Origin of the sequence: Parapedobacter flavus, assembly GCF_035818675.1 — a bacterium.
Classification (GTDB): Bacteria; Bacteroidota; Bacteroidia; order Sphingobacteriales; family Sphingobacteriaceae; genus Parapedobacter; species Parapedobacter flavus.
In genome coordinates this window covers 49,939-64,633 of the sequence record NZ_JAYKZZ010000020.1, presented here as the reverse complement: position 1 = coordinate 64,633, position 14,695 = coordinate 49,939, and the positions used below count along the sequence as shown (strand labels likewise).

The 14,695-nt window shown below is 51.8% G+C and carries 13 protein-coding genes; 12 read left to right on the top strand and 1 reads right to left on the bottom strand.

The genetic code is table 11. The annotated features are described in order from the left end of the window. Window positions 1–31 precede the first annotated feature (31 nt). From U9S71_RS16360 to U9S71_RS16315, 10 genes are all read left to right on the top strand, one after another. Window positions 32–1,321: a TolC family protein gene (locus U9S71_RS16360; protein ID WP_326328697.1), complete on the top strand. Its 1,290-nt coding sequence runs from the start codon at window positions 32–34 to the stop codon at window positions 1,319–1,321. Between the two features lie 4 nt (window positions 1,322–1,325). Continuing rightward, window positions 1,326–2,222: an HlyD family secretion protein gene (locus U9S71_RS16355; RefSeq protein ID WP_326328695.1), complete on the top strand. Its 897-nt coding sequence runs from the start codon at window positions 1,326–1,328 to the stop codon at window positions 2,220–2,222. Window positions 2,223–2,245: 23 nt separating this feature from the next. Next, window positions 2,246–3,160, top strand: coding sequence for an ABC transporter ATP-binding protein (locus U9S71_RS16350; protein ID WP_326328693.1), 915 nt, complete (start codon window positions 2,246–2,248; stop codon window positions 3,158–3,160). Then, a complete protein-coding gene (locus tag U9S71_RS16345; protein WP_326328691.1) occupies window positions 3,157–3,903 on the top strand; it encodes an ABC transporter ATP-binding protein in 747 nt (248 codons plus the stop codon). Before U9S71_RS16350 ends, U9S71_RS16345 begins: the two co-directional genes overlap by 4 nt. Before the next feature lies 1 nt (window position 3,904). Beyond that, entirely contained in the window at window positions 3,905–5,011 is a 1,107-nt protein-coding gene (locus tag U9S71_RS16340; protein ID WP_326328689.1) for an ABC transporter permease, read from the top strand. After that, window positions 5,008–6,126 carry an ABC transporter permease gene (locus U9S71_RS16335; protein ID WP_326328687.1) on the top strand — a complete coding sequence of 373 codons (1,119 nt, stop codon included), beginning with the start codon at window positions 5,008–5,010 and terminating at the stop codon, window positions 6,124–6,126. The genes U9S71_RS16340 and U9S71_RS16335 overlap by 4 nt, the downstream gene beginning before the upstream one ends. 162 nt (window positions 6,127–6,288) lie before the next feature. Further along, entirely contained in the window at window positions 6,289–7,020 is a 732-nt protein-coding gene (locus U9S71_RS16330) for an HAD family hydrolase (protein ID WP_326328685.1), read from the top strand. A gap of 46 nt (window positions 7,021–7,066) precedes the next feature. Next, the gene (locus U9S71_RS16325) at window positions 7,067–7,900 is read left to right on the top strand and encodes a restriction endonuclease (RefSeq protein ID WP_326328684.1); all 834 of its coding nucleotides are present in this window, start codon (window positions 7,067–7,069) and stop codon (window positions 7,898–7,900) included. An 8-nt stretch (window positions 7,901–7,908) separates the two neighbouring features. Next, window positions 7,909–8,652, top strand: coding sequence for an LOG family protein (locus U9S71_RS16320; RefSeq protein WP_326328683.1), 744 nt, complete (start codon window positions 7,909–7,911; stop codon window positions 8,650–8,652). Further along, window positions 8,649–10,391, top strand: a complete 1,743-nt coding sequence (locus tag U9S71_RS16315) for an ABC transporter ATP-binding protein (RefSeq protein ID WP_326328682.1) — start codon at window positions 8,649–8,651, stop codon at window positions 10,389–10,391. Before U9S71_RS16320 ends, U9S71_RS16315 begins: the two co-directional genes overlap by 4 nt. A 21-nt stretch (window positions 10,392–10,412) precedes the next feature. On the opposite strand, the gene U9S71_RS16310 is transcribed toward U9S71_RS16315, so the two are convergent. After that, window positions 10,413–12,254, bottom strand: a complete 1,842-nt coding sequence (locus U9S71_RS16310) for a DNA polymerase III subunit gamma/tau (protein WP_326328681.1) — start codon at window positions 12,252–12,254, stop codon at window positions 10,413–10,415. Window positions 12,255–12,352: 98 nt separating this feature from the next. On the opposite strand from U9S71_RS16310, the gene U9S71_RS16305 reads away from it, so the two are divergent. Together U9S71_RS16305 and U9S71_RS16300 are read left to right on the top strand one after the other, a co-directional pair. After that, window positions 12,353–12,697 (top strand): ArsC family reductase, encoded by a 345-nt coding sequence (locus U9S71_RS16305; protein ID WP_326328680.1) that lies wholly within the window; start codon window positions 12,353–12,355, stop codon window positions 12,695–12,697. Between the two features lie 23 nt (window positions 12,698–12,720). Continuing rightward, window positions 12,721–14,688: a M1 family metallopeptidase gene (locus U9S71_RS16300; protein WP_326328679.1), complete on the top strand. Its 1,968-nt coding sequence runs from the start codon at window positions 12,721–12,723 to the stop codon at window positions 14,686–14,688. Window positions 14,689–14,695: the final 7 nt, after the last annotated feature.

Below are 14,695 nucleotides of genomic sequence, written 5' to 3'. Positions count from 1 at the left end.
ATCAAATGATTAATTCAAAACAATAAACAAAATGATTAATCCATTTGCAACCGTGCTACTCATCTGCACGTTGGCCCTCCCGGTGGGAAATGCCCGAGCACAGGCCGCGACTCTTACGCTGCCGCAATGCCAGGCGCGGGCCACCCAAAACTACCCCATGGTGAAACAGCGCGACCTCATTGCGAAAAGCGCCTCTTATGCAGTTGATCAGCACGGTACACGCTCCCTTCCTCAAATCAACATTAATGGGCAGGCTACTTACCAGTCGGCCGTAACGGAAATACCGATACATGTTCCGGGAATGGACATCCCTACAATGAATAAAGACCAATACAAATTGTATGGCGAGATAAACCAAAACCTATATGACGGTGGACTGACCCGACTGGGCAAGGAGGCCATCGAGGCCGAAGCCGATGTGAAACACCAGGCACTGGAAGTGGAGCTGTACCAGATCAAAGCACGTGTCAACCAACTGTACTTCGGCATCCTACTGCTGGATGCACAATTGGCACAAAACGATCTGCTGCAAAAAGACATCCAAGCCGGCCTGGAAAAAATCAATGCCGCGATTGCCAATGGTGCCGCATTGAAAAGCGAAGGTAGCCTATTGGAAGCCGAACAACTGACGACTCAACAGCAAGCTACCGAGCTACAAGCCAGTCGCCAGGCCTACCTGCATATGCTGGGTTTATTTATCGGTCGCGAACTTGACGAACACACCTCGTTCGAGAGGCCGGTGTACCCGGGTAGCCTCTCGGCCATAACCCGACCGGAATTGGATTGGTATAGTCTACAAAAAAACAGCCTCGCCGTGGAACGGAGGCTACTCGGGGCAAAGACCCGCCCCAAGCTGGGCCTGTTTTTGCAAGCCGGCATGGGTAGGCCCGCATTGAACATGCTCAGCAGCGATTTCGAAGCGTACTACTACGGTGGTATACGCCTATCCATCTCCCTCAGCGGCTTCTATACATTGAAAAAAGAAAGGGCGCAACTGGATGTAAAAGAAGCTGGCATCGATGTGCAACAGGAAACGTTCGTTTTTAACACCAACCTTACCCGCCACCAGCAACAAACGAAAGCGGCCAAATACAAGCAACTGCTGCTTACCGATGATGCGATCATCGCACTGCGCACATCGGTGAAGGATGCGGCGCTTGCGCAACTGGCGAACGGCGTCATCAACACGGCCGATTACGTACGGGAAACCCATGCGGTGAGCAGTGCACGTCTATCAAAAATACAACACGAGATCCAATTGCTGAAAGCGCAATACGATATCCGACATACACTCGGCAATATAAAAAATCCACAAAACTAACACCATGGACAATACAAAGATACGCGTACTGCTGGCAGGCCTCTTCATGGCCTCATGCACCAACCAAGAGCAGCCATACGATGCTTCAGGTACTTTCGAAGCGGTAGAAACCATCATATCCGCGGAGGCCAACGGCATCATCCGCGCGCTGGATATCGAAGAGGGGCAGTTGCTCAAGGCCGGGCAAACCGTAGGCTATATAGACAGTACACAGCTCCACCTGAAGAAACGGCAATTGGAGGCACAGATCGATGCGGTACTAAGCAAAAAACCAGATATCGCGGTGCAGGTGGCCGCATTGCAGGAGCAATTGACCCAGGCCATACGCGAACAAAAGCGGATTGCCAACATGGTGGAGGCAGATGCTGCCACCCCCAAACAGCTGGATGACGCGAACGCCCACATCGCGGTCATCAGGAAACAAATCACCGCCCAACGGTCGGCCTTGGGAACCACGGCAGCAAGCCTCTCGCTGGAAACATCGCCTTTGGAAATGCAGATCGCTCAAGTGGAAGACCAATTGGCCAAATGCCGGGTTGTGAACCCTGTGGGAGGCACGGTGTTGGTGAAATACGCGGAGACCAATGAAAGCACCACTGTGGGAAAACCGCTATACAAGGTAGCCGACCTCTCTTCCCTCGTCTTGAGGACTTATGTTACCGGCCCGCAATTCGCCCGACTCCAACTCAACCAGCAGGTAACGGTGCTGGTGGACGGGGCCGACGGTAGTTATCGCGAGTACCCGGGAACCCTCACCTGGATAAACGACAAAGCTGAATTTACGCCGAAAACCATCCAGACCAAGGACGAGCGCGAGCACCTCGTTTATGCCACCAAGATCAGGGTGCAGAACGATGGCTTGTTGAAAATCGGCATGTATGGGGAAGTCCGTTTTAATTGAGAGGGAACGATGGACAATTGATCATGGTTACGCTAAATAATATCACAAAGACCTATAATAAGGGGTCTGTAAAAGCGGTGACCGATGTTTCCTTTACCGTTGCTGAAGGGGAGCTATTCGGTCTAATCGGTCCGGATGGTGCCGGCAAAAGCACGATCTTCCGTATATTAACCACGCTCTTACTCCCAAATAGCGGAACGGCTACTGTTGCCGGCCACGACGTGGTTACCAACTACCGCGACATCCGTAATCAGGTCGGTTACATGCCGGGTCGCTTCTCGCTATACCAGGACCTGACCGTGGAGGAGAACATCCAGTTTTTCGCGACGGTGTTCCATACCTCGGTAGACGAGAACTACCACCTTATCAAAGACATATATATTCAACTAGAACCTTTCAAAAAGCGCCGGGCGGGCAAGCTCTCGGGCGGGATGAAACAAAAACTCGCGCTGTGCTGCGCGCTCATCCATAAGCCCACCGTTCTTTTCCTCGACGAACCGACGACTGGCGTGGATCCGGTATCGCGCAGGGAGTTTTGGGAGATGCTGGGGCGACTGAAAAAGCAGGGCATCACCGTGGTGGTATCTACACCTTATATGGACGAGGCTGCATTGTGCGACCGCATTGCGCTGATTGAACAGGGAAAGATCTTAGCCATTGATTCGCCGCGAGGACTCATAGGCGCCTACCCTACTCCACTGTATGCCATAAAAGGCATAGATTTACCACGTATTATTCAGGTCTTGTCCAGTTATGCCCCACCACTTAAGGGCTATATCTTCGGTGAGTATATCCACGTCGACACCGAGGGTATGGGTAGCCGAGACCTGACGGAAGACCTAACGGGCTTCCTGAAAGATGCCGGTTTACATGGTATCGAAGTGAAGCCGACCACACCCACGATTGAAGATTGTTTCATTAAAATGCTGACGACATGACACCAACATCCCCCGTCATCAAAACCGATAAACTGACCAAACGGTTCGGCGACTTTGTCGCTACCAACGAAATTACTTTTGAGGTGGATAAAGGAGAGATATTCGGCTTCTTGGGCGCCAATGGCGCGGGCAAAACCACGGCCATGCGGATGTTGTGTGGCTTATCGAGGCCATCGTCGGGCAACGCCACGGTCGCCGGATTCGATGTATACCGCCAAACCGAGCAAATCAAACGGCACATCGGCTATATGAGTCAGAAATTCTCCTTGTACGAAGACCTTACCGTACTGGAAAATATACGGTTTTTCGGCGGGATATATGGGCTGGACAACCAACAGCTCCGTGCCAAAAGTAATGCGCTTGTTGACCGGCTGGGGTTGCAATCGGAAGCCAAAAAGCTGGTCGCCGAGCTGCCATTGGGGTGGAAGCAAAAACTGGCGTTTTCGGTTTCCATCCTGCACGAGCCGGAAATCGTGTTCCTCGATGAACCCACCGGAGGCGTGGACCCTGTAACCCGTCGGCAATTCTGGGCCCTGATCTATGAGGCGGCGAGCCGCGGCATCACCATATTCGTTACGACCCACTACATGGACGAGGCCGAATACTGCAACCGCATTTCCATCATGGTGGATGGCCACATCGAGGCTCTAGGCACGCCCAAGGAGCTGAAAACGCAATTAAAGGAACCGTCTATGGACGGGGTGTTCTACCAACTGGCGCGGGGCGCTAAAAGGGGAGATTAACATGAGGCAGTTTTTCAGTTTTGTAAAAAAGGAATTCTTCCACGTACTGCGCGACCGCCGTACGTTGCTGATCCTGATCGGTATGCCGATCGCCCAAATCCTCATATTCGGTTTTGCGCTGACCAATGAAGTAAAAAATGCCCGCATCATCGTGGTAGACTACGCGAAAGATAACGCTTCCCGGCACATCATCAACCGGATAGCGGCAAGCAGTTACTTTAAGGTCCAAGAATGCACAATGGATATGGATCGCATGGAGACGGCATTCCGAGCGGGCAAAGTCAAACTGGGGTTGGTTTTCCCAACTCACTTCGAAAGTGACCTTGCCCACTTGAATCATGCACAGGTACAGGTGATTGCCGATGCGTCCGATCCGAACAGCGCTACCACCCTCACCAACTATGTGTCTTCCATTGTCCGCGATTACCAAACGGAACTCACCGAACAGCAACCCCTTCCCTACCAGATTACCCCCCAAATCCGGATGCTTTATAACCCACAGCTCAAAGGTGCACCGAACTTCGTGCCGGGCGTAATCGCCTTAGTGCTGATGTTGGTATCGGTGATGATGACGGCAATATCTATTGTTCGGGAAAAAGAAACAGGCACTATGGAAGTGCTGTTGGTGTCGCCGTTCAAACCGATATGGGTTATCCTGTCGAAAGCCATTCCCTACTTGCTCCTTTCGTTGATCAACGTGCTCTCCATTGTGCTGATGAGCGTACTCGTGCTGAAAATCCCTGTGGAGGGTAGCTGGCTACTGCTATTCGCCGAAAGTGCCCTTTTCATCGTTACCTGTTTGGCACTGGGTATCTTCATTTCCATCAAAACGAATACACAACAGGTGGCGATGCTGGTTTCACTGATGGGGATGCTCCTGCCTACGGTGATGTTCAGCGGCTTTATGTTTCCCATCGAAAACATGCCGGTGATCCTGCAGTGGCTATCAAACCTGGTGCCAGCCAAATGGTTTTACAGTATCGTCAAATCCATCATGATCAAAGGGGTGGGCTTGGAAGGCGTATGGAAGGAAACGCTCGTTTTATGCGGCATTACCGTGTTTCTTTTCGTGGTGAGTTTAAGAAGTTTTAAAATACGGTTGGAATGAGAACAATCAAATTCCTTTTGCAAAAAGAATTCCGGCAGATTTTCCGGAACCGAGCCATCCTGATGCTCATTTTGGTGATGCCGGTTATGCAGCTGATTATCCTGCCGTTGGCGGCAGACTATGAGATCAAAAACATCAACCTCTCTGTGGTGGACCACGACCATTCGCCTTATTCGAGGCAGCTCATTTCGAAAGTCACGGCTTCGGGCTACTTCAGGCTACAGGGATACCATCCATCGTTCAAATCGGCTTACGAATTTGTAGAGCAGGGCCGGGCCGACCTCGTGCTGGAAATACCATCCGGGTTCGAACGAAACCTGATCCGTGAAGGTGAACAACCGCTATTCATTGCCATCAACGCCATCAATGGCACCAAAGCTGGCTTGGGCGGAGCTTACCTACGAAGCATTATCCGCGATTATAACCACGATATCCGGATAGCGCACGCAGCACCCACACGCTTCAGCAACGCACCCACCATTGAAGTGGTGCCCACCAACCGTTTCAACCCGCTGCTCAACTACCAGTTCTTCATGGTGCCGGGTATCCTTGCCATCCTGTTAACCATGGTGGGGGGCTTTCTATCCGCATTGAACATCGTGAAGGAAAAAGAAGTGGGAACCATTGAGCAGATCAACGTTACGCCGATCAAAAAACACCATTTCATCCTAGGTAAGCTCATCCCCTTTTGGATACTGGGCAATGTGGTCTTTACCCTCGGCCTGCTGGTTTCGTGGTTTATCTACGGCATATTTCCACAAGGTAATATTTTGGCCATGTACGGATTCGTTTGGGTATACCTATTGGCGGTGCTGGGGTTTGGCCTCTTGATTTCTACCTATACCGACACCCAGCAGCAGGCCATGTTTATCATGTTTTTCTTTATGATGGTGTTCATCCTTATGGGTGGACTGTTCACTTCCATTGATAGCATGCCCGGGTGGGCACAGGTAATATCAGCCTTGAACCCCGTGAGTTACCTGGTGGAAGTGATGCGGATGATTATACTTAAAGGAAGCGGTTGGCGGGCCATCCTTCCACACCTTGGCGCGATACTGGGTTTCGCCGTCGTGCTGAATGCGTGGGCAATTTGGAATTACCGCAAAACGGATTAACGCACAGTAGCGTTGTAAATATGTTGCATCGATTGTAATTTATGGGTCATTATTCTCGTCTAACCGAAAGGGTATGTGAATCATCGAAATTAAATTATACATTTGACCAATCGTATGTAATAGTCAAATCGTCCATTATTTTAGATTTTAAGGCTGATCGCTATGCAAGCAAAAGGTATTTTATTGAACTACGAAGGAACCATTGACACCAACGGACAGCATTGGGGAGCTATCCTCTGGAATAAATTCCGTAAACATCATATTGCCCTGGATAAATCGGCATTCAACAAAGCCTATGCCCACGCGGAGGCCGCATTGGCCACGGGCAACATCATCCAATCGGATGATACCTTTTTGGATGTACTGGTTCACCAGATTACGCAGCAATTCGACTTTCTCACCAAGGCCGGCCACCAACTGGATTACACGCTAGTTGCCCAGATTGCCGAAGAATGTGACCAACTGGCCCAACGCACACTACGTAAAGCCAAAACCATTTTGGAGAGCCTTTCCAATGCGTTTCCGATCGTCCTCGTGTCAAACTTCTATGGTAACCTCAATGCCATGCTGACGGAGTTCGGCATCCGGAATTATTTCGCCGACGTCGTTGAGCCAGCCCCTCAATCGTCGCTTTCCGATACGGCAATCTACGAGCGGGGTGTGCAACGGCTGGGCTACGCCGCCGAAGAGTGTGTGGCCGTGGGCGATTCATACAACCGCGATATCCTCCCCTCCAAAGCGATCGGATGCCAGACCGTGTGGCTCAATGTGGAGGGTTGGGGAGAATGGGGGATCGATGAGCTGGGTATTACCGACGCAGAAATCGGCGATTTCAACCAACTGCCCCGATTGCTCGAAAAATGGAATCCTGCGTTTTTGCCAACCACCCCATAGTGCTTTCCGAAAAATTTTGCATATTAGGTGCCCAAAGGGCAATTAAATGCAAGTAAAAAAATATTCCGGCGAACTCGTTGAGTTCGATTTGCGCCGCCTGAAAGGCTCGCTTTCTAAATCGGGGGCTACGCCCGACGTGGTTGATGAGGTATGGGAAAAGATGAAACCCATGACCTATGATGGGATCAGCACGCGCGACCTCTACAAACTGGCCTTTCGGCTACTGAAAAGAGAAGCCGATTCTTTTGCTGCCCGCTACAGTCTCAAGCGTGCACTGAAAGATTTAGGACCCGCTGGTTATTATTTTGAACAATGGGTTGCCAAGCTTTTCAATCATGCCGATTACCAAACACTTACCAGCCAACATCTCGCCGGCAATTCGGTCACCCACGAGGTGGACGTGGTGGCACAGAAAGACGACGAATTGCTGTTGGTGGAATGCAAGTTCCGAAATACGGAAGATGCCAAAATAACGGTGACCACACCCATGTATTTCCTATCGCGGGTCAATGATTTCGAAGGCCGTACCTTTTCGTTTTTCGGCAAGGAATCGCAATTTACCGCAGGCTGGCTGGTCACCAATGCCTATATGACGACCGACTCCGTCGACTTCGCCGCCTACTATGACCTCCATCTCCTCGCCTGGAATTACCCCGAGGAAAGCAGCATCAAACGCCGGGTAGACAATGCCGGCTTGTACCCTATCACTTGCCTCACCACGATCAACAAGGCTGAAAAAGACATCCTCTTAAAGCAAGGGTGCATCCTCGTCAAAGATATTGTCGGCGATCCGTCGCAATTGGAAAGTTTGGATTGTGCATCGCGCAAGCAGAAACGGATTATACAGGAAGCTACCGAATTAGTTAACCATCAAAAATAAGGGAAGCGATGAGCAATGGTTTTATAAAGGAAGAACGCAAATTTATGGAAGGCGCGCGTGCGCGCTGGAAGGAGCTCAAATACGTAGGCGGCGTGGTGATGCAATTTCTCAAAGGCTTCCGGGGGTTACACTTCATCGGTCCGTGCGTCACCGTGTTCGGCTCGGCACGCTTCAAGGAAGACCACCCCTATTACGAACTCGCCCGCCGCGTGTCGGCCGAAATCGGCAAGCTCGGCTTCGCCATCATGACGGGAGGTGGCCCGGGTATTATGGAGGCTGCCAACCGAGGTGCCAGGGAGGGCGGCGCGCTTTCGGTAGGTTGCAATATCGAACTACCACACGAGCAGGCACACAACCCCTACCTCGACCGGTTCGTGACCATGGAATATTTTTTCGTCCGCAAGGAGTTGCTGCGAAAATACTCGTTTGCATTCATCGTATTGCCGGGGGGGTTCGGCACATTGGATGAGTTTTTCGAAACGCTCACCCTCATTCAAACCGGTAAGATTAAGCGGTTTCCCATTGTGGTGATGGGCGTCGGCTTCCACAAGGAAATCATTGCGCATGTGCAACGTATGATGGATGAAAAAACCATCAGTCCCGAAGATATGGATCTCCTACTTTTCACCGATTCGGTGGAGGAGGTGGTCACACACATCCGCAAGCACGCCGAAGGGTCGCCCAGCATCAAGCTGAACCCGCCCCGTAAAGCCGCGTGGGTACTCGGCGAGCGGAAGCTTAAGCGGGCATGAAAATCCTCTGGAAGTACCTTAAACCACAACGCCGGTATATCTATTTTGCACTGGTGTTGGCTGCCGCGGCGCAGTTACTCTCGATGATCGACCCCATCATCTTCGGTAAGATCATTGACGACTATGCTAACAACAGGCAGGGACGCAGCCAAGCGGAACTGGTTGAAGGGGTACTTTTCTGGCTGTTCATCGCCATCGGCATTGCCCTCTTAGCGCGGTTGGCCCGTTCCTTCCAGGATTACGTGATGCGGCTTGCCGTACAGCGGTTCGGTATGCAGATATTCAACGAGGGGCTACGGCAGACCCTGCGCTTGTCGTTCCAGGAGTTTGAAGATCAGCGCAGCGGCGAAACACTGGCCGTGTTGCAAAAGGTACGTACCGATACCGAACGGTTCATCAACTCCAGCATTAATATCCTCTTTTCGTCGCTCGTGGGTTTCAGCTTCCTGATTTGGTACGCCATTACCAAGCATTGGGCTTTGATACCGATTTTCCTAATCGGCTTTGTGGTCATCGGTTCCATTACCAGTATGCTGAGCCGGAAGATAAAAACCACCCAACGGAGCATCAACCGCGAAACGACCCGGATGTCGGGTATCATCACCGAATCGCTCCGCAACATCGAGCTCGTCAAGAGCCTCGGCCTTACCTTTCCGGAGGTCCGGCGGATGCGTGGCCACACGCAAACCATTTTCGACCTCGAGATGACCAAAACACGGCGGGTTCGATTCCTTTCTTTCCTGCAGGGCACTACCTTGAATCTGCTCCGCCAATCGATATTATTCACCTTGCTTTGGCTTATTTTCAGGGATGTCCTTACCCCTGGTGAGCTCATCACCATGCAATTCATCTCCACATCCATTTTCATGCCCCTACAGGACATTGGCAACATCATCGTACAGTACCGGGAAGCCGAGGCTTCCATCCAATTGTTTGACGGCTTGATGCGGAAACCGATTGAGCGGCGGCCCGAAAACCCGATCCCCATCGGCCCCTTGGAGGCGGTGGTTTTCGACAAGGTGGTATTCAAGCACAAGACGGCCTCTCAACATGCCATCGACGATATTTCGTTTACGGTCAACAGCGGCGAAACCATTGCATTCGTGGGGCCCTCCGGTTCGGGCAAATCCACGCTGGTTAAATTGTTGGTAGGCCTTTACCGCCCCGTGTCGGGCCATATCCTTTTTAACGGCATCCCGGCCGACGCGGTAAGGCTTAACGAAATGCGCAGGCAGATCGGCTTCGTGACGCAGGACACCCAGCTTTTTGCCGGCACCATCAAAGACAACCTGCTATTCGTGAAACCCGATGCCACCGACGAGGAGGTGTTGTCGGCCTTACATAAAGCCAGCTGTACGCCGCTGCTAACGCGCAGCGAAAAAGGAATCCACACGCTATTGGGCGAAGGGGGGCTCAAGCTATCGGGCGGTGAAAAGCAACGTATTTCCATTGCGCGGGCGTTGATACGCAACCCCCGGCTACTCATTTTCGACGAAGCGACCAGCGCCCTCGACTCCCTTACGGAAGAAGCTATTACCGAAACGGTACGGGCGTTATCGGGTGAACGGGAACAGATGACGGTATTGATTGCGCACCGATTGTCTACAATCATGCATGCCGACCGGATTATCGTACTGGAGAAAGGGAAAATCGCAGAAACCGGCACCCATGGTGAATTGGTAGATGCCCGGGGGCTGTACTATGCCATGTGGCGGCAGCAGATCGGCGAACGGCGGTAAGCGCAGCGGACGACCATCCCCCTACTCCAAACCCAAATTGAACGTTTTCCTCAGCACATCGAGCACAGGATTCTTGGCCGCCATGGCTTGGTATTTCTCCTGCGCGGTATAGGGCTTCCGTGCGGTGTCTTTCTTCATCTTGATGGGAACAAGGTCGATCGCAAAATTACGCAGATTGGTCCGCAACTCATTCAGGATATCTATTTTCGACACACTTAAAAGCTCGTCTTGAATGGGGTTTTCAATCACCACCCCAATGTTAAAGTCCGGCTGGAGTTCCGGTGCATTGGCCGTCATCAGCGTAAATAGATTGATTTTATTTTCCGCTTTCAGCTTATCAGCCAGCGCATGCCAGTGTTGGAGTAACGTCTCGTGATCGAATGCTTGCCGTTCCGAGCCACTAAGCAACTCCGGTTCATCTGTAGTTTCGTCGTCCGGTTGCTTGTCGGCCAAGATATTATTGAGGTCGGGGATAGCATTGCTGAGCTTTACATTACCCCATGAACGGGTTTTGGGGGCTAGGGGCTGCGCGTCTGTATCCGGTGTCCGATGGTCGGTGGGTATGGTTCGGTGGACAGCGGCCGGCGATGGGCGGTCGGCGGAGGGTAATGGGTAATCGATGGCGGCTGGCTTCCGAGTTTCGTGTTCCGGCGGCCGGTTATCGACCGACGACTGATGACTATCGACTGGTGTCTGCGTTAGCGTAGACTTTTTTTTTTCAGCAGCATCCGTAAGGGATTGCGGGGCGCCGCATTTTGCCAGTTGTATCGCAGCGGCAATGTGGCACATCTTCAACAGCGCCAGCTCCACCTGTAGACGCTGGTTTTTGCTCGTGCGGTAGTTGACTTCGCAATGGTTGGCGATATTGAGCGCAGACAACAGCAAGCCAGGCGACACCTGTTGCGACTGTTGCTGGTAACGCTGACGGATGGTATCACTCGTATCCAGCAGCTTCAGCGTAGCAGGCTCCTTTGCTACTAGTAAATCGCGGAAATGCGAGCCCAATCCGCCGACAAAATGACTACCATCAAAGCCATGGGCCAATATCTCATCGAAAATAAGCAGCGCCGAGGCCGAATCTTCCTGGATAATGGCATCGGTAAGCCGGAAGAAATATTCGTAGTCGAGGATATTGAGGTTGTCGATGACCGCTTGGTAAGTCACCTCCTTGTTGGAGAAACTTACAATCTGATCAAACATCGAGAGCGCATCGCGCAATCCACCATCCGCCTTTTGGGCGATGATGTGCAATCCATCTCGATCGTACGACACACCTTCTTTATCCGCTATCGACGCCAGGTGGTTGGCCATGTCGGCTACCTTAATCCTGTTGAAATCAAAAATCTGGCACCGCGAGAGGATCGTGGGCAAGATCTTATGCTTTTCAGTAGTGGCTAGGATGAATATCGCATAGGCAGGTGGTTCCTCAAGGGTTTTCAAAAACGCATTGAATGCCTGCTGCGATAGCATATGCACCTCATCGATGATGTATATCTTATATCTCCCCGTCTGCGGAGGGATGCGCACCTGGTCAATCAGGTTACGGATATCGTCCACCGAATTGTTCGATGCCGCATCGAGTTCATGGATACTGAATGAATTGCCGTTCTGGAAGGACTTACAGCTATCGCACTGCCCACAGGCTTCCATATCGGCACCAAGATGCTCGCAGTTAATGGTCTTTGCCAAAATACGAGCGCACGTGGTCTTACCCACCCCCCGTGGACCGCAAAAGAGGAACGCCTGCGCCAGCTGCTTATTTTTAATGGCATTTTTGAGGGTAACGGTAATATGCTGCTGGCCAACCACGGAATCAAACGTGGCAGGGCGGTATTTCCGGGCCGAAACGATAAAATTATCCATCCGGTACGAAGATAGAAATTTTGGGTGAAATTAACACGACTGTTACTACCGTTCTACCGTATTAATCACTATGTTTGCTTGTGGCAAAACAACACACTATGCACATTTACGGAATCAAAAACTGCAACACTGTGAAAAAGGCCCTTACATGGCTGGATGAAAATAGCGTTCCCTATACCTTCCACGATTTCAAGAAAGAGGGCGTTTCGATAGACAAGCTTGAGGCTTGGGAGCAGCAAATCGGGTGGGAGCCGTTGGTCAACAAACGAGGTACCACCTGGCGGCAGCTTTCGCCTGACGCACAGAGCGCCATTGTGGACGCGGCGTCAGCAAATGCCCTGATGCAAGAAAAGACCAGCGTAATCAAACGGCCCGTCATCGAAAGTCCGGCGGGAGTTATCTTAGGATTCGATGCCGCTGAATACGAAGCCCTATTGAAATAACGGACAGACCAACATCGTACAACATGAATAAATTACGAATAGCGGCTGTAGCCGCCATGATGACTGCTGCGTTTTTACCCTCGACAGGTTGGGCACAAACCGTCACCAACAATTACGATTATACGGAAGCATTCAACCCGTTTTTCTACACCAACAACGGCACAGCATACCGGTCGGCTAGCGGGATGCCCGGCCCTAAATACTGGCAGAATGCGGTCGACTATAAAATCAGCGCCCGATTGGATGACCAAACCAACGAGATTACGGCAAGTGTAACCCTCGAATACACCAACAACAGCCCGGATGCGATGGATTTCATTTGGTTACAATTGGACCAAAACATGTTTTCACAAGAAGGCCGGGGCCACCTTATCGTGCCGCTTACCAAAAGCCGCTACGGCGATGCACGGTCGGATTTCGATGGCGGGTACGACATCCAAGCTGTAAAACTGGGAAGCGGCAAAGCTGCCGAGCACCTGGTCACCGATACCCGCATGCAGGTATTTTTGCCGGAACCCTTGCAACCCAACGGTGGACAAACCACGATAACCATCGATTATTCCTACATCGTGCCTACCCATGGAGCTGACCGCACCAGTGTGCTGGAAACCCAGAACGGCAAGATTTTCGCCGTGGCACAATGGTTTCCACGGGTGGCCGTATATGACGACATTTTGGGCTGGAACGTGCAACCCTACACCGGCCCGGGCGAGTTTTACCTGGAATTCGGCGACTACGAAGTGGAAATCACCGCACCGGCCAACCACATCGTTGTGATGGGTGGTGAGCTACTGAACCCAAAAGACGTGTACACAGCCGATCAGGTGGAGCGGTGGGAACAGGCGAAGAAAAGCGACGAAACGGTCGTTATCCGATCGGCTGACGAGGTGACCCAACCCAGCTCACGGCCGCAAGGCAAAAAAGAGCTTACCTGGAAATTCAAGCTGCAGAATGCCCATGATGTCGCCTGGGCCTCGTCGCCCGCTTTTATAGTGGATGGCGCGAAAATAAACCTACCTAGTGGCAACACCGCCTTAGCGCTTTCGGCCTATCCCGTGGAGAGCAATGGTGGCAACGCTTGGGAGCGCTCGACCGAATACACCAAGGCTTCTATCGAATTTTACTCCGATCTGTTGATGGAGTACCCCTACCCTGTAGCCATCAATGTAGCCGCGGAAATTGGTGGGATGGAATACCCGGCCATTGTTTTCTGCAGTTATAAATCCAAAGCCCGCGGGCTGTGGGGCGTCACCGACCACGAGTTCGGTCACATCTGGTTCCCGATGATTGTGGGTAGCAATGAACGGCTCCATGCTTGGATGGACGAAGGGTTTAACACCTTTATCAACGACCTGTCTACGGAAGCATTCAATAATGGCGAGTATTACCGTGCGCCGGGCGATGCCAACCGGATGGCGCAGGCCCTGACGCGGCCGGACTTGGAGCCGGTCATGAGTACACCGCAGAACATGCAGGAACGCAACATCGGGGTATTAGCCTACTTCAAGCCGGGCTTCGGTCTCACCCTGCTGCGCAATGAAATACTCGGACCGGAACGCTTCGACCGTGCCTTCAAGGCCTATTTGCATCGTTGGGCGTATAAGCATCCTACGCCGGACGACTTCTTCCGCACGATCGAAAACGTGGCCGGCGAGAACCTCAACTGGTTCTGGCGGGGTTGGTTCAAGCATAACTGGCGGTTCGATCAAGGCGTCGTTATGGTTATATCCGATAACAGTAACCCGGATGACCGAGGGTTCATTACCATAGAAAACTTCGAAAAGATGCCCATGCCCGTGGTTGTCGATATCACGACAGAGAGCGGCAAAGTGCACCGGGTGAAACTACCCGTAGAAATATGGGAACGTAATACGCAATGGACGTTCAAAGCGCCCACGGACGAAAAAATCGTGACGGTACAACTCGATCCCGACAAAGTCTATCCCGACCATAATCCGGATAATAACCGCTGGGAAATTAGCGAACAATAACACGGGA